Here is a 22505-nt window from a genome sequence, read left to right as displayed (position 1 = left end):
AATGCGCATTTCATTCATAGTACGGGTTTGCAGAGATGCGATGCTTCCAGCAAGCTTTGCCATGTTGTTATGTCCAATTCAAGAATGTAACATTTATAAATCCAGCAGACGTAACAGGCGGTGCGCGAACGCGGTTGCTTCGTTGGTGCGGAAAACCCCGAGGATGTAGCGGTCAGGGCGCACCAGTAGGTAGAGATCGTGTCGTCCCTGAAAGAGGGCCTGCAGGGAGCCATCAAGATCATAGGCTGGTGTGATATGGGGTGAGAAGTACTGCTTTGAGGGGACGTGGCGCAAGCGCGGAACGAGCACGATATAGCGAGGCTTAAGGCGTGACCAGGCCGGGTGCTGCAAGGGGGCCCCCACCAGGTCCTCCTCGGGGGCGAGCCGGATGAGGCTAAAACCCGGACCAAGCAGGTCATCGAGGGCCAGGGGCTGATGTGCGCGGGTGAGCATCTGAGGTTGGGGTAGGTAGGAGCCAGGGACATGGCGAAAACCTGGCAGGCGTGTAGACAGGATGAGTCCCTGGCTATAGCGGGGCTGCGGTTTGACGCGCATCTCGCGTAGACTCTCCGTAAACGCCGAGATGCGTGCTATGACTCCCCGCAGGAGGAGATCGCGTAGTAGTGCGACCAGGCGGTTGGTGGGCATGATGATTTTGCCCAGGGTGGAGGAGAAGAGAATCATCTCGCGGATGTGTGGCACACGCTCGCCCTGGTAGCTGGCGAGGATCGACTGACCCGCGCGCCGCTGGAGGACGAGCGCGACCTTCCAGCAGAGATTATGTACATCGCGCAGGCCGCTATTCATGCCCTGTCCACCAAAGGGCGGCATCAGGTGCGCGGCATCGCCGAGCAGGAAGACGCGATGATGAGCGAGGCGTGAGGTCATGGTCGCATAGAAGGTGTAGACCGCTTTGCGAGAGATCTGTGCTGGCTTCCCCGAGGACCAGTGTCGCTGGGCTAGCCGCGATTGCCTAATAAGCGCCTGGATGCGCTCCTCGCGTAGCATATCCTCGCTCTGTTCCTGCGGGTGCAGCATAAACTCCCAGCGGCGGCCCTGAGCGGGCGCGGGTACCGTCACCGCGGGCCGTGTGGGATTGCAGAAGAAAATAATGGCGTTCGCGGGATCATCGTCCTCGACACAATCCACGACCAGCCAGCGCTGGGGGGCCTGTCTTGCCTGTACTGGTTTCCTCAGTCTGGCTGCCAGGGGGAGAAGTGCCTGACTTAAGGAGGGGGCGTGCATGATGAGTGCGAGGGCATGGCGTACGGGGCTACGCCCTCCATCACAGGCCAGTAAGAAGGCGCATCGCACCTGGACCTGCTGCTCGCCTGGTGTACGTAGGGTGAGCAAGACCTCGTTCTCGTCCTGTCTAAAGGTGAGCAGTTCATGCTGGAAGCAGATATGCACATGTGGGAAGCGTGCAAGCCCCTGGAGCAGGGCCTGCTCAAAGGTTGGCTGGTGAAAGGTAGAGATCAAGGGGAAGCCATTGCGCTGCTGAGTGGGGGCCACGCGCGCGAGGAGATGAGGTCCTGAGAGATAGTGTGCCTCTGTCCCCAGGCGCATAGAGGGCAGAAGCGCATCGCGTAGTCCTATGGCCTGGCAGATGCGCAACCCCTCGTCGTCAATTGAAATGGCGCGTGGAAACGTGCAGAGCCCCTCGTTGCGCTCTATGAGCAGTGTCGAGACGCCAAGCAGGCCCAGGAGATTGGCGGCAGCCAGCCCGGTTGGACCGGCCCCCACAATGATGACCGAGCTATAGGCTGGTAGCTTGCCTGGAATGGGTGCGTGCCGAAGATGATCCAGGAGATCATCTTCGGCACGCACCCATTCCAGGTGTGGTTCCTCTTGCATCATGGCTCCTGTGTGAATGCCAGGACAACATTGGAGCCGCCCAGGCCGCGACCAGCGACCAGTACCCCTGAAGGTGCGTCCTTGTGCTCGATAGGTCGGGCCTCATTGCGCACCAGGTTCAGGTGGTAGCGTGGATCGGGATCATCGCAGTTGAGCGTTGGGGGAATCACTCCATGCTTGAGGGCCAGGAGCGCGGTCAGAGCGTCGATGGCCCCGGCGGCGGCATAGCTATGGCCAATGCTGGTGCGGGGAACGCTGACCGGGATGCGCTCGCTCTCGGCACTAAAGGCCAGTTTGAGAGCCTCGGCCTCGCCTTGGTCCGAAGCGGGATGCGCACGTCCATCGAGCTGTACATAGGCCAGGTCGGAGGTTTGTAGCCTTCCCTGGTTCATGGCCTGGCACATGGCGCGTGCATACTGAGTGCCATCACTGGAGGGGGCATGCAAGCCCTGGGCCTCATTGGTCTGGCCATAGCCGACGAGTTCGCCATAGATGGTTGCGCCACGGCGGCGAGCGTGCTCATACTCTTCGAGAATACAGATGCCCGCACCTTCGGCCAGAATCAGACCTGTGGCTCGTTGATCGAAGGGCCGATAGGCATTCGGATCATCGCTCGTCGTGCAAACGCCCTGCTGGGCCAGGACGCGCAGGAGCAGGGGATGGAGGAAAGCTTCGCAACCGCCAGCGATAATCATATCCGCGGTATTGCGACGAATGGCTCCCGCAGCCATGCCAAGCGCATTGAGACCGCTGACCGCGTCGTTAACGGGCGTTTTACAGTAGCCCTGGATGTTATAGCGAATAGCGGCCTGCCCAACGTTGGCCACATTGAGCCAGGCGATAGCAGTATAGGCGCTGACAAAGCGCGGCCCCCGCGTGTAGAGTGTATGTAATTGCTTAAGAACAAAGTCTACCCCACCCATAGCATTGGCGATGACGGCCCCTACGCGGCGTGGATTCTCCTGCGCCAGGTCGAGTCCAGCATCCATAATAGCTTCCTGGATGGCGGCAAAGGCGAAGTGCGTCATGCGATCCGTGCGATTGGCGAGCTTGCGGTCAATATAATCTTCAGTCACGAAGTCGCGAACGGCCCCCGCTACCCAGAGAGGCAGGTTGGCATGTGCGTAGCTCTCATGTGGCTCGAGGCGCGTGATGCCTGAGATACCATCGCGGCTGGCCTGCCAGAAGTTGGTGGTTCCAATACTATTAGGGGCGACCACACCCAGACCTGTAACCACTACTCGGCGTTGCTGATTATTAGCCATAATTTTCATTACCCATAGTTTCTTTTAGCCAGTCAGGTTGAGCGAAGACGAGGACGCTATTGACTCCGCCGAAGCCACTAGAATGAGAGAGCGCTACGTTGACGGCGCTTGCGCGAGCGACATTGGGGACATAATCAAGGTCACAGAAAGGATCGGGATGCTCCTGATTGAGGGTTGGGGGCAGCAATTGTTGATCGATAACCATGGCGGTCACGACAGCCTCAATCGCGCTGGCGGCTCCCTGGGTATGCCCGATCATTGACTTGGTAGCGCTGATAGGTATCTTATAGGCATATTCGCCGAAGAGCGCCTTATAGGCCGCGGTCTCCGCGATTTCATTAGGCGGCGTCGAGCTACCATGCGAGTTGATGTAGCCAAGATCGGAGAAGCGCAGTTGGCAATCCTCAATCGCCTGCTCCAGGAGATGGTGGAGGGGCGCGCCATCGGACGGCAAGGCTGTCATATGATAGGCGTTGCTATTGGTGTTAAAGCCAATAATTTCCGCGTAGATGTGTGCGCCGCGGGCAAGGGCGGCCTCGCGCTCCTCCAAAAGAAGCATGCCGGCGCCTTCGGCCATGACAAAGCCGTCACGTTTATGATCATAGGGGCGCGAGGCCTGTTCGGGCGTATCGTTATAGATGGTGCTGAGCGCACCCATGACGCAGAAGACATCCAACCCTATGGGGCTGATCGCGGAATCCGTCCCCCCGGCTAGCATACGCTCTACCTGTCCCTCCTGAATAAGCCAGTAGGCCTCGCCGATGGCATCCGCACCCGCTGAACAGCCAGTCGCGATCACCGTGCTGGGACCATGCAACTGATGATGGGCAGCGACGCTCATGGCGGAGGCGTGTGTCATCAGGGACGTGGCGCTAATGGAATCGTCGGCCAGTCCCTGGAGACCGTCTTTGGTAAGTTGTAGCCAGAGCCGCTCACCCTCTTCTACATAGGACATCGCGCTCCCCACGTAGACACCGAAGTGTTCGCGCTCCTCCTGTGTGAGAGAAGACGGAAGGCCCGCGTCTTGCCAGGCCAGATTGGCCGCTGCAACCGCGAATTGGGTGCAGCGATCCAGGTGTGTCATCTCCATAGGGGTGAGTCCCAGGCGTTGCGGCTCAAAATGCGCGACTTCGCCAGCGATACGTACAGGGAGGGTGCTGGCATCGAAGCGTGTGATGTGGCGAATACCCGATTGACCAGTCACGCACGCCTGCCAGAAATCGTCTTTCCCAATCCCGTTGGGAGCGACAACTCCGAGACCTGTAATGACGACCCGCCGTCTGGAAGGGGCTGAGGAATGGAGCTGTAAGTCATCCATGAAAGATTCTCCCTCTATGTTCTTAGAACCACCAATGAGGAATTACTAAGTGGTGAATCCACCACTACAGGGACAATAGTCAAGAGAGTGTCACAGGGTCTGCGATTGTGGTAACGGGCGTTGTGGGTTTTCTCCTTGTAGAAAGGCCTCAATGAGTGGCGTGACAACTTCGGCCTGCGAATACATAAAGAAGCGCTCGGCTCCTGGTACCACGTGGTACGCGGCACAGTTAGGCAATTGCTTCGCCATCCAGCGCGTCTTGTATTCTGGGGAGAGCGCGTCATCGGCGCGATTGATCAAGAACACAGGCATAGTGAGTGCTGAGATGCGTTGGCGCATCTCAAAATAGTGGATGACAGGTAGGACCGAGTACTTATAAACGAAGGGCCAGCGCGCGATCTTTTGAAACTGCTCCTCAATGAGATGGCGGGGCAGGGCGGGCCTGGTTGTATTGCCTGGCGCGTGAGCCATGATGTAGTTAATGACGGTACGGCGCAGAAACGTGGCGGGGAGTATATACTCGACAGGAGTGCGCACATATAGCTCATGGAGCAGCCAGATGAAGGGATGTGGAGCGATCTGGTAGTCGGCTCCCTGCGCGATGATAGTGAGCGAGCGGCAGCGTTGGGGGTAGCGCGCGGCAAATTCGAGCAGCACCATCGCGGCATCTCCATGCGCGAGCAGGTCCACCTGGTCGAGATGTAAGCCATCGAGGACGCCCCGAAGCTCCTCAACGCGCGCGGCCAGGCTGATGGTCTGTGTGGTGCGTGTCTCGCGCCGGCGGTAGAGGATCACGCGTCGCTGCTGGCTAAGCGCACGGACCTGGCGCGCATAGACAAACTCCAGGTGTTCAAGAATGGGAACCATGACCAGGGGTGTGCCCTGACCGTGATCGATAAGAGGAACGTCAAGGTTGCCAATAGAGGTACGTTGCCATAACGACTCAATATATGCGACATCCTCGTGAAAGGTAGCATCATCGATCTGGGCTGCGGTAAGAGCACTCAAGCAAAACCTCCCTGACACTCCATACTCCTGGTAAATAGAGTGACATCTATGTAATTGGCAGCTATAGTAGGTAACACTGCCCAATCGCTTCCATCTTGCTTAGTATATAATACGACAAAGGTGTGAATGAAAGTATGAGTGGTGTAACACCTCTCCTGTGAAGTGCCTAACAGAAAAAGGACGAGCTGGTATTTTAGAAAAAGGACGAGCTGGTATTAGATGAACGAGAATGCGACGGATTTATCGCACCCCACAGTGCGGCAGTGGATTACGGCCTTCAACGCGCATGATGTGGAGGCTCTGGTGGCTCTCTATGCGGCGGAGGCCGAGCTATTTGATAGTGGTATGCCGGGCCCGCGCCGGGGTAAGAGCCAGATCGAGAACTGGTTTCGCTGGCGCTTCCGTAGCACGCCAACCATTACCTATACAGAGCAGACGACCAGTAGGCGCGAAAGAGATACCTTTGAAGTGACCTGGATGGCCAGCGGGATTGGTCCCCGAGTCCTGGGCCTGGGTGGCAAGCCCTTTCAGTCCCCAGGGAAGAGTGTCTTTGTACTCAAAGAAGAGCAGATCTGGCGCCAGCAGGGAAGCTATGACCACCTGGCCGTAATCCGGCAGATCGTACCCATATTGAACGTCTTGCCGAGGGCCGTGGCGGAGTGGATCTATAGCCTGTATCTCAGGCGCAACGGTGTCAAACATTGACATCCTCCCCACGGCTCAAGCGGGGGGATTCCTCGAATCACTTCGAGGCTTTCCTGCTTCGTCGAGAACTGCCTGGTTTGGTTTTCACCGCTCCAGGTCTTCTGCTCTCTCCACAGGCATGAACCGTGAGTCCCACGGCAAGGATATTGTTTGCTGCATTGATGTCACGGTCGTGATGGACACCACATTCAGGGCAGATCCATTCACGCACATCAAGCGTGAGAGCGTCGAGAAGATGACCGCACTCGAAGCAGCGCTTACTGGAAGGGTACCACCGATCAATCTTGACCAGGGTTCGACCATACCAGTCGGCTTTGTATTCCAATTGGGACACAAACTCAGACCATCCGACATCGCTTATCGCTTTGGCGAGCTTCTCATTCTTGACCATGTTTTTGACTGCCAGCGACTCAACACAGATCGTTTGGTTTTCACGGATCAGTCGTGTCGAGAGCTTGTGCAGGCGCATCACGGCGTCGATCAGCGATATGGGCATGAAGACGCGCTACCTTCTTGCGTGTCTTGTCTCGGTTCTTGCTGCCTTTTTTCTTCTTGGCATGTCGTCTCTGAGCGCGTGCCAGATGCTTCTCATCTTTGGCGAAGAATCTGGGGTTGCCAACAATTTCCCCAGAGGACAAGGCCACAAAGGATTTCAGCCCAAGATCAGCGCCTATCGCCTTCTCATTGGAAGGCAGATGCACAATGTCCTCTTCTACCAGCAGAGAGATGCGCGTAGCGATCAGCCGCATCTTTGGAGATGGTCACACTCGAAGGGATTGCATCGTTTGGCAAAGGACGCGACCACACCATCTGGAGAGGTTCGCTCATCTTGGCAAGCGTAAGAGAGCCATTGCGCCAGGTGAAGGCATTGGCTGTATAGGTAGCCGATTGCGCGTTTCGCTTTTTGTGGAAGGTGGGGTACTTGGCCCGTCCTTCAAAGAAGTTGAGAAACGCTTTGTCCAGGTGACGAAGAGCTTGCTGCAATGGCACACTGGAAACCTCGTTCAACCATTGCGTCTCTTCTTGCTTTTTCAAGTCAGTCAACAGGAGACTCAACTCTTTGTAGTAGAGTCGCTGGTGGTCCTTGTAATAGGCATCGGTTTTCTTGCGCAATGCCCAGTTATAGACGAAACGACAACACCCAAAGGTTTGAGCAAGCATCTGCCGCTGTTCTGGTGTGGGATAAACTAAGCGCATGGGTCGCCCCATCCGCTCGTCTGCAAAACCGAGCATGAAGATTTCTCTTCACTCGGCTCCTCAATCATATGGCCCTTGTTATGGGTACCATGTCTTTGGTCGTGGCAATGTCGGTGGAGAGCACACTTGTTACTCAGTTCCTCTCCTCCTCCCTCACTTTTAGGAGTGATGTGGTCTATCTCGATTTGATCTCCTTCGCGGAACTGCAAATCGCACCATCTACACTTGCCTTGCTGCTTCAGAAGCAGCATCGCCAGTGTTCCTCTCGTTGTTGGGTGGTTTTTCAGTCGTTGGCTCCAATACATGAGGTTTCCGTCATAGGGGCTGGCAGCACCTTTTACTTTGACATGTCGTTGGATCTTCGTCGCATCATGCCTTCTCAGGTCATAATCTTCGGAGGTTGCAAAGATGCTGTATTGGCCTTCGCCTCTCTTCCAGTACCTTTGCCTAATCCAATGTCTGTTTTTGTTTGGGTGCCTACGAATTGCCCACGACCATAGCTGTTGCTGAAGAATGTAGTCACATCTACTGTACTCAGCCTTGGAGCAGACTGTTCTGTAGTAGTTGGACCATCCCCTGATGATGGCAGAAAGTTCCTTAATCAGTTGTCCTTGCGGCGCTGATCTCCGTTTGTTGATTTGCTGCTTCATCTGGGCTATGTGTCGTTTGACGGCTTCTTTGCTCGGTTTGATGATCGTTTTGAAGCCAAGCGGAGTGCCTTGTGAGTTGGTCCCTGTACGGTTCTTTCCTACCGGATATTGCCGGATGGAAAATCCTAGAAACTCGAATCCCACATTTCCTTCATAGGGTGTGAGTGTGTGGGTGATTCTCGTTTTACTTGGCTTCAGTTCCAGTCCCATGTCCTTTAACCAGTCATTGATTCTTGTTTTCACTTCAAGGATGGTTTCTAGCGTTGAATGAAAGACCACTAGATCATCGGCGTATCGTACCATTTGGGGTTTATCCCTTGGGGTCCTCTTTACGCCTTTGAGAGCCTCTTCCAGCCCGTACAACGCTATATTCATGAGTAAAGGAGAGACAACGCCACCCTGCGGGGTTCCGCTGGTTGTAGGTGTGAATTCCCCCTCTGTCATGACTCCCGATTTGAGCCAGGCCTGGACGGCCTGTCTCAGACGTGGATAGGTCTGAAGTTTTTTCAAGAGTGCTGTCTGGTCAATGTTATCGAAACAGCCCCGGATGTCAGCGTCAAGGACATATTTTGCCTTTTTCCGATATCCAGAAAGATTGCTGCGATAGCATCGTGACAGGATCGTCCAGGGCGAAAACCATAGCTGTTCACCTCAAAGCGAGCTTCCCATTCTGGTTCGAGCGCGGATTTCACAAGACATTGTCGTCCGCGCTCATACATCGTAGGAATCCCTAAAGGCCGTTGTTCGTTTTTTCCAGGCTTGGGGATAAATACCCTTCGGACTGGTTTTACTTTCTGCGGCCATTGTTTGGGATGAATGAGCGATGCCACCTGTCGCCTCTGTTGAGGTTTCAAGTTCTTCACTCCATCAACCCCCGCTGTTTTCTTGCCCTGGTTATCCTGTGAGACGCGGCGTACAGCAAGAAGCCTTGCTGCTTCCGATTTCATCAAGAGCTTTTGAAGTTTTTGGACTGCACGTTGATTGCCACGTTGACTGGCTCGGTAGATTCTCTTTTGGATGCGGTAGACATGCTGCTCAAACTTGCGCCAGGGCAACTTGTTCCAAGCCTCACTCTCAGGGTCAATTTTCTTCTTGATCCTGGGTGCTTTCCTATTTGCTATCGTACTTGATCTTCTACTTTCCATACAACTGTGTCCACGTCAGCCTATCCTCTCGCTTTCCGAGAGGCATTCGCTTCTTGGACAATCCTTCCGTCGTGCTGCTTGCGGTTGGCACCTGCTCATGGTATCGACCCCCATGAGAGCAAACACGCGGTTACTCCGTTCCGTTGCTCTGTTTTGCGCTACCGTAGGTGTGCATTCTCCACCGGAGTCCTGACAGATAGGCAATGGAGCTGTACCATCTCCATTGTGTACTCGACTCGTTCCCGTTTTGGGCTGGCTTGTTATCCTGCGTAAGCCAGTTTTCCGTAACGATGGTTCAGTCATGCATTCGTTTTATCTGCCTTGTTAGACAGGCTTCTCACCGTAGTAGCCAGCTAGAAGGTGTCCTCATATCAGGTTTATGAGGCATCCCCCGTTTCATCCCGCTTCACTGATTGAGGGCCAGTCGCTACAGTGGGGATGATGCTATCCATTCCTATCGAATGAGAGAGGAATTGCGCCTCTCGTCAGAGAAACAGTTGTCAGTGTCTTTCAAAAAAAAAACACCGCTGCTCGTCCCCCATTTATCATGGTTTGGAGCAAAACGGGTCGCACGATACAGGCGATACTTGAAAGCGCGTTTCTGTTTCATACGTTACAGTGTAGCAGTTACAGTGTAAAAAGGCAATACCTCTTTCCATCCTCTCTCCCACACAAAAGGAACGCGCCATTCATCCCCATGTTTCAAAACAGGGGTCTTCTGGCACGGTTTGATAAATGTTTTTGGTAGGAGGTGTGGATGGTGCTGGCAGCCTCCAACTGCCAGCACCATCCACACCTCCTACCAAAAATTTAGGAGCAAGATAGATATGTTTCGTGATCGCAAGCAAACACTGCGTGTATCCTCTCTTTTGTGGTATCTGCTGGCTGTTCTTCTTCTCTCTTCTGCCTGTGGTTTGCCCTGGGAGAATGCGCAGACATCGGCCACTCAAGCGAATGGCTTGAACTGTACTCAGCGAAGCTCTACGCCGGTTACCCTCTCGATGTATTATGGCAGCGAGAAAGAGAACTGGATGCGCGATGTCATCGCCGACTTTAATCAGCGTGGCCTGAAGGCCTGCGATGGTCCCATTAGTGTGCAGGCGGTTCCCATCGGCTCCGGCGCCTCTATGCAACAGATTCTTGCTGGCAGCATCAAGCCCGATGTCTGGAGCCCGGCAGGGTCGATCTGGTTGAATCTGCTCAATGATCAGTGGCGTAAGCAGCATAGTAGCGACATCATTGACGGGGGCGCCAATGCGACACCGCCTCTGGTAAATAGTCCTGTCGTGATCGCGATGTGGAAGCCCCAGGCCGAGGCCCTGGGCTGGCCTCAGCGGCCTATTGGCTGGAGTGACATCGCCAAAATCAGCACCGATCCGCGTGGCTGGGCCAGCTACGGCCACCCTGAATGGGGAGATTTCAAGTTTGGTCATACCCATCCTGACTACTCCAACTCTGGCCTGGATGCCGTGATCGCTGAGAATTATGCCGCCGTCAATAAGCGAGGTGCGTTGAGCGAGACTGATATTGAGCAGGCGTGGACAAAAGATTTTGTCGCCAATGTCGAGAGCTCTGTGATTCACTACGGCGACAGCACGGGTTTTTTCGCGGATAAGATGTTCAAGGGAGGCCCGAACTATCTAAGCGCCGCCGTCATGTATGAAAGCCTGGTGGTGGAGGCCAACCAGGGACAGATCTATGGTCACCTGCCCTATCCGGTCGTCGCCATCTACCCCAAAGAGGGAACCTTCTACAGCGACCATCCATTTGCCGTCCTGCAGGCGAACTGGGTGAGCCCGGCCAAAAAGGAGGCCGCCCAGGTGTTGCGCGACTTCCTGCTCGACAAGGCGCAGCAGCAAAAGGCCCTGAGCTATGGCTTTCGTCCTGCCAAACTGGAGGTCCCGGTCGCGGCCCCCCTTGACAGCCAGCATGGCGTTGATCCCAAGCAGCCGCAGAGCGTTGCAGGTCCCCTCGGTCTCGACCGTGAACGCCATCAAAGACTCCTGGAATCAGCAGAAGCGCAAGGTAGATGTGATGCTGATCCTGGACCGCTCAGGTAGTATGAATGATTCTATAGGAGGGAGCAGCAAGATTGAGGCCGCGAAACAGGGACTCAGCGACTTCGTGAACCTGCTGGGTGATAGCGATGGCCTGGGCGTAACATCCTTTAGCGATGAGGCGCAGACGCTCACCCCCGTGGACGCGCTCGGCCCTAAGCGCCAGGACGTGCTGGAACAGATCAAGAGCATTCAAGCCGGCGGCAGCACACGGCTCTACAATACCATTGATGAGCAGTTCGAAGCGCTACAAAGCCAGGCCTCCAGGCATATCAAGGCCGTCATTGTCCTGACGGATGGCCAGGACACCGTGCAGCAGATGAACTTACAAGAACTACTCAATAAAATTAAGCCCACCAGCGACGACCGCAACGCCGGGAATCGCGTCAAGGTATTCACCATCGCCTATGGCAATCCGCAGGATATCGACGAGAACGCATTGAAGCAGATCGCCGAGGCCGGTGGCGGCCAGGAGTACGCAGGCACACCCCAGAATATTCGCCAGGTCTATAACCAGATCAGCGAGTTCTTCTAAGAGTGGTGTGTTAGGGCATAGAGGTTTTCAAGAGGCTGGTCGATGCGGCTATAGCCGCATCGACCAGCCTCTTGAAAACCTCTATGCCCAAATTTCCTTCTGTTTTGTGAACTACTTCACTGTCCTTGCGTATTAGAAATAAATATACTACATTGGTTGTAAACTGCATTGCCAGAGATATATTCGCTTTTCATGCTTTTAAAAATGTCTTCTATAAGGAGCTTGTCATGGCTTCCGATGCACATGAATTTTGCCAGCATTGTGGCGCGGCCTATCCGTCACATGCGCGCTTCTGCCCTCATTGTGGTCATGGGACGAAGGAGCAGAGCCAGTCTCTGCTCGCGGTCCAGCACGCAGTGGTGCTTCCCGCTCCGAATGTGCAACGGGTGCTGAAGGGGCGCTATCGTATCCTCAAGCATATTGGTAGCGGTGGCTATGGCAAGGTCTATAAAGCAGAGGATAGCGAATTTGGCGATCGGCTCGTAGCCATTAAAGAGATGGAGACGAATGGTAGCCTGGAGGAGCTCAAAGAGGCTGAGGAGGCTTTTAAGCACGAGGCGCTCCTGCTGGCCCGACTCACCCATCCTGGTCTCCCCAGTATTTTTGACTATTTTAGCGAGGGTGGACGCTGGTACCTGGTCATGAGCTTTGTCGAGGGAGTGGCGTTGGAGGAGTACCAGGAGCGGAGTCCGCGCAAGCAGGTCAGCGTGTCGGAGGCGCTCCAGATTGGTATTCAGCTTAGCTCCGTGCTGGGTTATCTACATTCGCGCCAGCCGCCCATTATCTTCCGCGATCTCAAGCCCGCTAATGTGATGCGCACCCCTGAAGGGCAGATCTACCTGATCGATTTTGGCATCGCGCGTCTCTTCAAGCAGGGGCAGACGAAGGATACCATCGCTCTGGGATCGCCGGGCTACGCGGCCCCCGAGCAGTATGGCAAGAAGCAGTCTACCCCCCAGACCGATGTCTATAGCCTGGGCGCGACCCTGCATCATCTCATCAGCGGTACAGACCCCTCGCTGACCCCCTTTATTTTCGCCCGCCTGGATGTGCCTGAACACCTGGGGCTGAACGAACTCCTCCTGGCGATGGTGGATACGGATATTCGCAAGCGTCCCGCCAATATGACGGCGGTAAAGCAGGGTTTGCAGCGTATCGCGCGCGAATGCCCTCCCGGTATTTATGCCAGAGTTGGGGTTCCCCACCAGGCCTCTCCTGTACGGCCAGGCCTGGCGCCTCAACCAGCTCCAGTGCCAGCGCGCTCGCGTGGTCCCATCTCGGTCGAGGCTGTGATGCAGCGCAGGCAGGTGTTGCGCCCCTCGGCATATCGCCCGCGCCAGGAGCAACTTCAGGTACTCTCCCCTGTTCAGCCACAGCCCCAGGGGACAAAGATTGAGACCTATTTCTCTCTTCCCAAAAGTAATCCGTTCTCGCGCCGCGCGCTCTTGATTGGTGGGAGCATGTTCGCCGTAGGCGCTGTAGGCTTCTGTGGCCTCTCTTCGTTCCTATTGCAAGCCCGAGCTGCTCTGCCTGGCTCCAAACCTGGAGTGCCCGTATCAGATAAGCCAGGTAATGAAGGGGTATTGCAGAATGGCGCTCTTGCCGCAAGCTGGGCGCCTGATGGGCAACGTTTCGCTATGGCTGAAGCGTCGTCGGAGGGTCTGATCACAATAGGCGACGCCAGTGGCAATCCGCTGTACCAACTAAGCGGGCATACAGGCAAAGTTTCGTCTTTAGCCTGGTCGCCAGATGGAAAATATCTGGCCTCGGGCAGCTATGATACAACTGTGCGTATCTGGGATGTGGGGCAGCAGAATGCAATATATCAATATTCTCAGCACAATAGCCGGGTGATCGCCCTGGCCTGGTCGCCAGATGGAATGTGGATCGCCTCAGCTGATGAGCATAGCCCTGTCCAGGTCTGGAAGGCTCAGCCTGGTTCTTATGGTGACGGTATGTGGACTATTGATCAGTATGGGCCAGCGCAGGCACTCGCCTTTTCTCCAGATGGTAGATACCTAGCTTCTGGCCACGCTGCGAACCATGGAATGGTCATAACCGAGGTGCAGACCCGTAGATCTTTGCCTCCAAGCAGCGGAAGCGCTCAGGCCCTGGCCTGGTCCCCGGACGGCAAGTCTATTGCTTATGCAGACGAAGACACAATCTATGTTGGAACATTCGAAAATGGTAGCATAACGCAGATGTTTGCGTTTCGCGATTACCAGGATCGTGTCTCGGCCCTGGCCTGGTCTCCTGATGGAGAATCTCTCGCCTCGGCCCACTGGAATAGCTCTCTTCAGATATGGAATATGAGCAGCAAGCAAGTACAGAGGGCGTTGAGCATTCCCAACGGAGGGGTGGCTCTTTCGCTCTCCTGGTCAAAGAATAACCAGTTGCTTGCCTCCGATAGTGTAGGAGGGATGCATACCTGGCAATTTTAGCCCATGCCAGCATGGAGCCTACCATGTCGCGCAAGCCCACCACCTGACATACCTTACCTCTGAGCGCCGCAGGCGCGAAGGCCATGCTTATGGAGGGGAATATATCGACCCCGGTAGGATGTTGTGAAGAATGAAGAGTTCTTTACAACATCTTTTTGTGTTTCTGTTGCTTGATGGAGAGGGATCTGGATTCTATGACAAAGCAAGCAAAAATTATAGTCACGATTGGGTTAATGTTGGGGATGGCGCTGACAGCATTGGATACTACAATTGTAGGAACGGCCATGCCGAGCATTGTGGGGAAGCTCGGGGGCGTCACATTATATGCTTGGGTCATTTCTATCTATTTACTTACATCTACTGTTACGGTACCTATCTATGGGAAGCTCGCGGACCTGTATGGACGCAAACTGCTGCTCCTAGGTGGCACGGCCATTTTCCTGGCTGGCTCAATCGCCTGTGGCCTCTCCCAGAACATGGTGGAGTTGATTATCTTTCGCGCCATTCAAGGCCTGGGAGCGGGCGCGGTGCAGCCGCTGGTCTTGACGATTATCGGTGATATCTTTGTCCTGGAGGAGCGGGCGCGAGTACAGGGCCTCTTCAGTGGGGTCTGGGGACTCTCCAGTATCATTGGTCCCGCCATTGGTGGCGTGATCGTGGATCGCCTCTCCTGGAGCTGGGTCTTCTATATTAATATTCCCTTTGGTCTCCTCTCAGCACTCTTGCTAATCATTGCCCTCAAAGAGAACGTCACGCGCTCGAAGCACCGGCTGGACTATATGGGAGCGGCGACCCTTACTGGTTCCGTGGTGGCCCTGCTCTTTGCGATTCAAGAGGGCGGCAGTACCTGGGCCTGGGGTTCGCCACAGAGTATAGGTCTCTTCGCCGTGGCAGTGCTACTGCTGGCGCTCTTCCTCCGGGTGGAGGCGCGGGCGAGCGAACCTGTACTGCCACTCGCGCTCTTCAAGAATCGCTTTGTCACGCTGGCGAGCATCGGCGGCGTGATTTTGGGAACGGTCATGTTTGGCGTCAGCTCATACCTGCCGCTTTATGTGCAGGGCGTGCGGGGTGGCTCAGCGACCGAGGCGGGCCTGATCTTGATGCCGCTGCTCGTCTCCTGGCCTATTGCCGCTGTCCTGAGTGGACGCCTCGTTATGCGCATGGGCTATCGCTTTCCTGCGATCCTGGGCTCTCTGCTGTCAATGGTGGGCGCGCTCTGTGTCGCTCTCTTTAACACGCAGACCTCATATATCCTGGCGATCTTTCCCATTATCGCCATCGGCGCAGGTCTGGGCCTGATCAGCAATGTCTATATTCTCTCGGTGCAGAACTCGGTGCCCTGGAATGTGCGCGGTGTAGCAACTGCGGCCACGCAGTTCTTCCGTACCATGGGTGGCACAATCGCTATTGCGGTCATGGGAACTGTGCTTAACGCGCAAATGGGGGCGCGCTTCGCGACGATCCTGGCTCGCTTCCCTGGAGGAATTAGTCATGCGGCGGCCCAGGACTCTCCAGCCAATCTGCTGGTGCGTCCCGAGACGCGGAGTCTCTTCTCTCCCTCGTTGTTGGCCCAGTTGCAAGATGCCTTGATGCAGAGCCTCTTCTGGGTCTATCTCTTGACCGCGATTGTGGCGGCGGGGGCCGTTATCGTGGCCCTGTATGTGCCGCGCGGTCGTGCCGAGGAGCATGCTTATCGTGAGGCAAGCGTAGACGAGGTACCTGTTTCTGCCCCAGTGGTGCATGTAGATATGGGCTAAGGTGTGAGAGGTATAGTGAAGAGGGATTGGTGGCGCTGCTGAAACACGCGTCTACATATAATGGTACGGGGCATATCGCGCCATTATATGTAGACGCATGCTTTAGCAGCGTCGGCCAACACGGCTCAATACTACCATATACTACGTTGAGAAGAGGTGACCTGTTGATGAAGACACAAATCCTTGATGCCAACGTGCGCTCGTTTCTGCTGCATGAAACGCGCACAGGCAAACTGGCGACAGTATGCGCTGATGGACGGCCCCATGTCGTTCCTGTCTGGTATCACGTGGACGGCGACGACATTATTTTTATGACGGGCGATAAAACCGTTAAAGCAAAGAATATGCGACACGATGGGCGCGTAAGCATGTGCGTAGATGACGAAAACACGCCCTACTCCTACGCCCAGGTCGAGGGAACGGTCAGCTTTAGTGAGGATCCGCAGGAGCTAGTACACTGGGCAACCGTCATCGGTGGCCGCTATATGGGTCAGGATCGTGCCGCGGAATACGGCAAGCGCAACGGCGTGCCGGGGGAGCTGGTGGTGCGTCTGCATCCAACAAAGATTCTGTTCGAAGAGAACATTGCCGAATAATACTACCTATAAACTGAGGAGGGCATCCAGCTGGATGCCCTCCTCAGTTTATAGGTGGTGATGCTAGCGAATGGTATGCGTCTTACGCAGGAGCGCGTCTCCCTGATTGAAGAGATTTCCTTGCTGGATATTGGCCTCGTTGTGGTGGCTATTGCCGCCAAACTCGGCGTTTTCAAGCAGGGTAATCATCTGCAAGGCGAGGGCGTCGCGTTGCGTGGTCAGGCTGGTAATGGCCTGCTCCAGATTCTGGTAGGTTTCGTCATTCGTTGAGGAACTGGCGAGAGCCTGCGTGGAGATCTCAAGCGTTGTCAGGCCGAAGTCACCCACAGGTGCGTTGATCTGTTTGTAATACTGGGCCAGCCGGGTGTAGAAGGAGCGGTTGTTCCGGACGGCGGCTGGGAGCGCCTTCTCGTTCAAGGCTTCAAAGAGTACACGCCCATCATGGCGATAGTCATCTTTGAGGCCCAGTAGGAGCATCATTGTGGGACGTACATCGGTGTGGTCGGCCCAGATGTTATCGTTAATGCCCAGGTGTGCAACGCCGGGACCCACCAGGCCCAACCAGGTGCGGTTGATATCTGGCGCGACATCGCCATGATTCCAGGCAAAACCCGGACTCTCATAGACGCAGGGCTTGCTGCAGTTGGGAGCGCCTGTTGACGCGTAGTAATCGGGCTTGGCGAACAGGGTAAAGTTGGGTGTGCGAGCCGGGTCCGAGGTGATCATATGCAGGGTATTCATCTCGACCGGGTCGGCCAGGTAGTTGGTGAGCTTCTCATCCTGATTGGTAAGCGGGTTGGTCACCTGGAGGCTAGCTGTATCCTGCTCCAGCTTACGCGTCACCTGGTCGCCAGGCTTGGGATTGCCGGTGATGTAGAAGTTAGGGGCGGAATCCGCGTGTACTAAGAAGGGCGTGGTGTTCTGTTTCTGTGTTGCCAGCAGGCCCGTCAGGTTTACGTTGACCTCGCCGATCTGGCTGTAAGAGCAGGGGACAGTGACGCCATCGCAGTTGGCGGGTGTTGGCGCGCCACCCACAAAGTGATCACCCTCGTCGGCAGTGAAGACGAAGAGGGTATTGTTGGCATTGATGCCATCGGCGTTGAGGCGCTGGAAGAACTTGCCAAAGGCCTCATCATACGACTTCAGAGCGCTGACATAGCCCGCCGAGCCTGGGCCATAGGCACCTGCGCCGGCGTGGTTGTCGTGTGCATCTGAGATATAGGCATAGGTGACGGGAATGTTATGCTCCTGCATCGCGGCCACGTAGGCCAGCGACGTGGAAGCACTCATGCCATCAAAGCCTGGAAAACCAACGTTTCCGTTCGCGCTTTGAATCACATTGCCATCCAGGTCGGTGAGAGGCTGGTCGGGACTGATCTGAGGAGCGACATACTTATGGCCAAAAAGCCCCTGATAGTTGGTATAGCCACCCGGCTCGTTAGGAAGTACATCTGCCTGACCTTTCGCGCAGACAGAAGAGCTGTGCGCGCAGTGGACAGCGATACCAACGTAGTCAGCGGTGGCCTGGTTGGGATTGGCCTTCACCTCAGTCGCTTCAGGCGAGTTCGCACCAAAGACGGTAGGAATATCGACGCCAATATTCTCCAGTACCGTATTGGCAGTTGCGACGGCGCCAAAGTTACATCCGGCCCGCGTGTATGAGACCCAGGGAGCTGGTGTATTATTCCCCTTCTCATCCAGCATAGTGTATTTGGTGTCGCTGGGCGTTGTGGTACTGTAATCGTAGAGAGGCGAGGTCCAGTAAGCAAAGGAGACGGCGGGATTGCTTGTGCCATCGGGATTAAAGTAGCGATAGCTATTGCTAATAGGTACACCGCTCCGGTTTGGATAGACGCCTGTCAATGTAGTCAGGATATTGGTTGCGGTATGCGCGATGAGAGGTGTGTGTTGATTTGAGAGCATCGTGCCATGACTGGTAATGAAGTTGAGGAGATTCGGCATCTGCTCCAGGTCTGAAGGGACATTCTGGTTATCGCGCGAGAGGTGTACATTATCGAATTGCAAATAGATAACGTGTTTGACATTGCCCTGGGGAGAATTGATCTGGCAGGTATTCTCTTTGGTTTTGGCAATCGCCGAAGTGGGCGATGCAAAACCGGCTGCCAGCGATAAGAGACACAGTCCTACAAGTGTGACAAGGTGGGGTAGATGGGCGCGCCAGCTAGATGTGCGCATCGTTCCTCCTCTGTTTTCTCTGCTGTTACTGTGAATTACTGTCATACAAATGTTAATGAATTGTTAAATCATTTTAAAGAGTATTTTACATTATGAATACTCTTTTACCACAGGAGAGTATAGCATATAAGGGGGAGAAATAGTAGTATAAAAAGAGAGGGGTATCTGCCCACCTTCTTTTTATACTACTATTTCTCCCCCCCCCTATTTTTCATCATCGTCATCGTCGCCATCGGCATGACCGGGCTGGCGAAGTGGTTTGGCTGCTTCAGGCGAGGTGCCGAAGTGTGGATGGATCCAGGCCTTGGCGCGCAGGTAGAGGGCCATCAGGCCGGTAAACCAGAGGCCGCCGTACATATAGCCAGCCATCACATCGCTGGGCCAGTGCGCGCCCAGGTAGACGCGTGAAGGGCCAATACAGGCGATGAGAAGCAGGCAGGCTGTAATAAGCGTATTGCGTATTTTGCCACTGCGCCAGTTGGAGGCCAGCAGGTAGGTTAGCAGGCCATAGAAGTTGGTATAGTGCATAACGTGGCCGCTGGGGAAGCTGGGTTCGTTGATGACGCGCACCACCGTCACAAGCTCATTCGTGGGTCGTGGGCGCTTGATCACGCGTTTGACAATCGCGTTGAGCAGCGTCGAGGAACTGGTGAGCAGGATAAAGAGAGCTTCCAGGCGGAAGCGCAAGGCCCAGAAGATACCCGCCGCCGCCACGGTCTGGGGCACGGCCCACTTGGGAAAGCCAATCTCTGAGACGCCATAGAAGAAGCGACGGAGCCAGGGTTGACGCCGTTTCTGTAGCTGGGCCGTGATTGTCATATCCCCCGGGAAGAATTGTGTGCGCTGGGCGATAAATGAGAGAATGATAACGCCAGAGAGCAACCAGAGATAGAAGGCCATATACATGGTGCCACGTGAGACTGCTTTCCGGCCTGAATACGATGTCTCCGCCGCTTTGCGCTGTGCCTCATTGACCACGGGCGCCAGGTCCGGCAGTGGCGACGGTGGTGGAGCGGCTGCCTCCTTGGGTGGGGTAACATTGGGTATGATCTTATTAGCTTTATCAAAAAGCCTGAACTTGTCGGGCATACAGTGTACTCCCCTCTAGATGGTGGTGATGCGTGTGTCCTATGTATAGGCACGTCGAGCAGGCGTCAAAGGTTGATGTTGCGAGATATTTGTGCTATCGATCACTCGCTGTGGTATGCGCACACGTAACGCCGCCGGGATAATCTCAATTTTGGCTGGCGTCGTGCCAATCTGTTCGCCATCTGCGTGCAGCGACAAGGGTGCCCTGGCTGTAATATACAGCTTTTTGATGCGCCGGCGTTTCACTTTTGGCTCAAATACGCGCTGCCCCTGGCTGATAGCGATGGCGTGTAGTATGTATTCCAGTTTACTAAAGTTCTGGTAAATAAGAACGTCGAGATAGCCATCATCCATAACCGCCTGGGGCGCGAATTGGAGATGTGCCCCGTAGAAGGGCGAGTTACAGACGCTGACCTGGAGCGCGCGGTAGCTACGCGTATGCCCATCATCAAAGGTGATTTTCACGCGTTCCGGGTGGAAAGAGAAGAGTGTGTGTATTCCATTGGTCACGCCTCGTATCGTCTCGCGAAAGCCTGAGCTTTTGATGTCTTCAGCCGCGGGGAAGAGGGCAGCCTCCAGGCCGATACCGGATACCTCCAGGAAGATCTGGCCATTGATGGAACCCACATCGATACAGCCGATTTTCCCTTCGGCGATGATCTGGCAGGCATCTTCAATATCTTCACTGATATGCAGGCTATGCGCGATATTATTCATAGTTCCGCATGGAAGAATGCCGAGAATGCTTTTACTGCCTATTATGCCGCTAGCGACCGAGTGGAGTGTGCCGTCGCCGCCAGCGGCAATGACGAGTTCAATACCTGCCTGTGCAGCCTCGCGCGCGAGACCCGCGCCAGGATCATCCGCTGTGGTATAGCGTACCTCTGCCTCAATGTTATAGTGACGCAGATTGTTCAGGATGCGATCCTCGATCTCATTCTGTCCTGCCGGGACCGCCTGGTTCGCCATAGGTGAGGAACCGGAGGTCGGGTTGCGTATGATGGTTGCGCGCATAATCTTCCCTCTGCCATACGTGTTCTCTTGCTCTTTTTATGCTCTTATGCGGAAACCAACGTCACTGTCGTGACTAGCGCTTCGCGCTCAGGTTTCCGAATAGGCAGTATCTAGAAGCTCGCTTAGCTCTGCTTATAACACGGATGTGCAGCCGGGTTGGCCTCAGAAAGGCCGGTTTAGCCTTTGCCAGGGGTGGTACGCACGCTGGCCCAGCGAACGCTCTCGCTGAGCGTTGGATACTGGATGGTGGTCGAGGCCAGCTGTTCGACACCCAGATTATTGCGCATAGCCAGGACAATAGGTGTGATCAGATCGTCGGCGCGCTCACCCAGGATATGAGCACCGAGCACCTGGTTCTGCTCGTCGATCAGGAGCTTGATGAGTCCGGTGGTGCGTCCATTGACGATGGCGCGTGCGTTCTCCTTAAACGAGGTACGCCCCACGCGATAGGGGATGCCACTGGCACGTAGCTGCTCCTCTGTGCTTCCCACATGTGCCAGGGGGGGATCGGTAAAGATGACCCAGGGCACCACCTGGAGATTAAAGTTCTGTGGATGATGCGCGAGGGCGTTGCGGGCTGCGGCCTTACCTTGTGCGCTGGCGACATGCGTGAGGCGCATCCCTCCGATAACATCGCCTGCCGCCCAGATATGCGGAACGCTGGTGCGCAGGGTCGCATCTACGAGAATGCGATTGTTGTCTGACCGGACATCCGCTGCCTCCAGGTGTAGTGGGGCCAGGTTGGGTTCGCGTCCTGTTGCCAGCAGTATATCCGTGACATCTAGCTCGCGCAGGCGCCTGGACACGTCTTGAAAGCGCAGGCGTTTCCCTTGAGGGGTAAGCTCGGCCTGCTGTAGTGTAACGCCCGTCTCGATCTGGACGCCCTCCTGGCGCAACACCTGTTCGAGGAGCTTGACCAGTTCGCTATCCTCGTGTTCTAGGAGGGTTGGCTTGCTCTCCAGCAGCGTTACCTCGACGTCGAAGCGGCGGAACATCTGCGCGAACTCAACCCCTAAGGGGCCACCACCAATGATAGCCAAGCTGTGTGGTAGTTGTGGGAGCTTCATGACATCAACATTGGTCAAGAAACCCGTGTGATCCAGTCCCCGAATGGGTGGGGTAATGGTATGACTGCCGGAGGTGATAATGATGCGCGCGGCTTCATAGAGGCGACCGCCTATGCCCATCTCATGTTCTGAGATGAACTCGGCCTCGCCCTCGATAACTTCAATGCCACGCTGGCGCAGCTTCTCGCGTGTCTGGATGGGCGTGCCACCACGAACCTGCTCTATCACGCCCTGGACGTAGCGCTGGATGCCGGGCCAATCTACATCGGCACTGGGTATCTGTATCCCATACATAGCGGCCTGCTGAGCCTGGTGACGGATGCTGGCGATATGCAGGAGGGACTTGGTCGGATCACAGCCATAATTGAGATAGGTTCCTCCCAATTTGTCACGTTCAATCAATCCAACACGCATGCCGTGAGCTGCCGCCTCGTTCGCCGCGCTGCTGCCAGCCGCTCCGGCCCCGATAACCATGAGATCATAGCGCGTAAGGGTCATTGCTGCATCTGCCTTTCTAAAGGTCGTAGAGACAGAAACGCTTGCTGGCATGCCTCTCGCGTTTCTCAGCAGATGCCAGCAAGCGTTATGTATGGTAGGGTTCTATATCACGA

The 22505-nt window shown here is 55.3% G+C and carries 14 protein-coding genes and 2 pseudogenes; 6 read left to right on the top strand and 10 right to left on the bottom strand.

What is annotated here, in order from left to right; all coding sequences use genetic code 11:
* Positions 1 to 93 precede the first annotated feature (93 nt).
* From KRAC_RS69085 to KRAC_RS12445, 4 genes are all read right to left on the bottom strand, one after another.
* Positions 94 to 1857, bottom strand: coding sequence for an FAD-dependent monooxygenase (locus tag KRAC_RS69085; protein WP_083814608.1), 1764 nt, complete (start codon positions 1855 to 1857; stop codon positions 94 to 96).
* Complete coding sequence (locus KRAC_RS12455; RefSeq protein ID WP_040442429.1) at positions 1854 to 3128, bottom strand: beta-ketoacyl-[acyl-carrier-protein] synthase family protein; 1275 nt, start codon at positions 3126 to 3128, stop codon at positions 1854 to 1856. The genes KRAC_RS69085 and KRAC_RS12455 overlap by 4 nt, the downstream gene beginning before the upstream one ends.
* Positions 3112 to 4437, bottom strand: a complete 1326-nt coding sequence (locus KRAC_RS12450) for a beta-ketoacyl-[acyl-carrier-protein] synthase family protein (protein ID WP_007907420.1) — start codon at positions 4435 to 4437, stop codon at positions 3112 to 3114. The genes KRAC_RS12455 and KRAC_RS12450 overlap by 17 nt, the downstream gene beginning before the upstream one ends.
* Before the next feature lie 90 nt (positions 4438 to 4527).
* On the bottom strand, positions 4528 to 5445 hold the full coding sequence (locus tag KRAC_RS12445; RefSeq protein ID WP_040442428.1) for an alpha/beta fold hydrolase: 918 nt from the start codon (positions 5443 to 5445) through the stop codon (positions 4528 to 4530).
* A gap of 219 nt (positions 5446 to 5664) precedes the next feature.
* Here KRAC_RS12445 and KRAC_RS12440 point away from each other — a divergent pair, with 219 nt between their 5' ends.
* Complete coding sequence (locus KRAC_RS12440; protein ID WP_007907417.1) at positions 5665 to 6150, top strand: nuclear transport factor 2 family protein; 486 nt, start codon at positions 5665 to 5667, stop codon at positions 6148 to 6150.
* Positions 6151 to 6187: 37 nt separating this feature from the next.
* Here the strand turns inward: KRAC_RS12440 and KRAC_RS79465 are convergent.
* Together KRAC_RS79465 and ltrA are read right to left on the bottom strand one after the other, a co-directional pair.
* A pseudogene (locus KRAC_RS79465) lies at positions 6188 to 7347 on the bottom strand (RNA-guided endonuclease InsQ/TnpB family protein).
* Positions 7338 to 9142: pseudogene (ltrA, locus tag KRAC_RS12430) on the bottom strand (group II intron reverse transcriptase/maturase). Before ltrA ends, KRAC_RS79465 begins: the two co-directional pseudogenes overlap by 10 nt.
* A gap of 827 nt (positions 9143 to 9969) precedes the next feature.
* On the opposite strand from ltrA, the gene KRAC_RS12425 reads away from it, so the two are divergent.
* From KRAC_RS12425 to KRAC_RS12405, 5 genes are all read left to right on the top strand, one after another.
* Positions 9970 to 11202, top strand: a complete 1233-nt coding sequence (locus KRAC_RS12425; protein ID WP_040442426.1) for a substrate-binding domain-containing protein — start codon at positions 9970 to 9972, stop codon at positions 11200 to 11202.
* Positions 11102 to 11734 (top strand): vWA domain-containing protein, encoded by a 633-nt coding sequence (locus KRAC_RS12420; RefSeq protein ID WP_157506397.1) that lies wholly within the window; start codon positions 11102 to 11104, stop codon positions 11732 to 11734. The genes KRAC_RS12425 and KRAC_RS12420 overlap by 101 nt, the downstream gene beginning before the upstream one ends.
* Positions 11735 to 11961: 227 nt before the next feature.
* Positions 11962 to 14175, top strand: coding sequence for a protein kinase domain-containing protein (locus tag KRAC_RS61385; protein WP_007907411.1), 2214 nt, complete (start codon positions 11962 to 11964; stop codon positions 14173 to 14175).
* 194 nt (positions 14176 to 14369) lie between these two features.
* Positions 14370 to 15932 carry an MDR family MFS transporter gene (locus KRAC_RS12410; protein WP_007907409.1) on the top strand — a complete coding sequence of 521 codons (1563 nt, stop codon included), beginning with the start codon at positions 14370 to 14372 and terminating at the stop codon, positions 15930 to 15932.
* Positions 15933 to 16099: 167 nt separating this feature from the next.
* The gene (locus KRAC_RS12405; protein WP_007907407.1) at positions 16100 to 16528 is read left to right on the top strand and encodes a PPOX class F420-dependent oxidoreductase; all 429 of its coding nucleotides are present in this window, start codon (positions 16100 to 16102) and stop codon (positions 16526 to 16528) included.
* 63 nt (positions 16529 to 16591) lie between these two features.
* Here the strand turns inward: KRAC_RS12405 and KRAC_RS12400 are convergent, their stop codons facing one another.
* The 4 genes from KRAC_RS12400 to KRAC_RS12385 form a co-directional block, all read right to left on the bottom strand.
* Positions 16592 to 18724 (bottom strand): LTA synthase family protein, encoded by a 2133-nt coding sequence (locus KRAC_RS12400; RefSeq protein ID WP_007907391.1) that lies wholly within the window; start codon positions 18722 to 18724, stop codon positions 16592 to 16594.
* 204 nt (positions 18725 to 18928) lie between these two features.
* Positions 18929 to 19813: a phosphatase PAP2 family protein gene (locus KRAC_RS61380; protein WP_007907388.1), complete on the bottom strand. Its 885-nt coding sequence runs from the start codon at positions 19811 to 19813 to the stop codon at positions 18929 to 18931.
* 39 nt (positions 19814 to 19852) lie between these two features.
* Complete coding sequence (locus KRAC_RS12390) at positions 19853 to 20827, bottom strand: diacylglycerol/lipid kinase family protein (RefSeq protein WP_007907386.1); 975 nt, start codon at positions 20825 to 20827, stop codon at positions 19853 to 19855.
* A gap of 176 nt (positions 20828 to 21003) precedes the next feature.
* Positions 21004 to 22392: a dihydrolipoyl dehydrogenase family protein gene (locus tag KRAC_RS12385; protein WP_007907385.1), complete on the bottom strand. Its 1389-nt coding sequence runs from the start codon at positions 22390 to 22392 to the stop codon at positions 21004 to 21006.
* Positions 22393 to 22505: the final 113 nt, after the last annotated feature.

It is taken from the genome of Ktedonobacter racemifer DSM 44963, assembly GCF_000178855.1.
GTDB classification, from domain to species: Bacteria; Chloroflexota; Ktedonobacteria; order Ktedonobacterales; family Ktedonobacteraceae; genus Ktedonobacter; species Ktedonobacter racemifer.
Note: the sequence above shows the minus strand (reverse complement) of the source record. Positions and strands in the feature narration are given on the sequence as shown.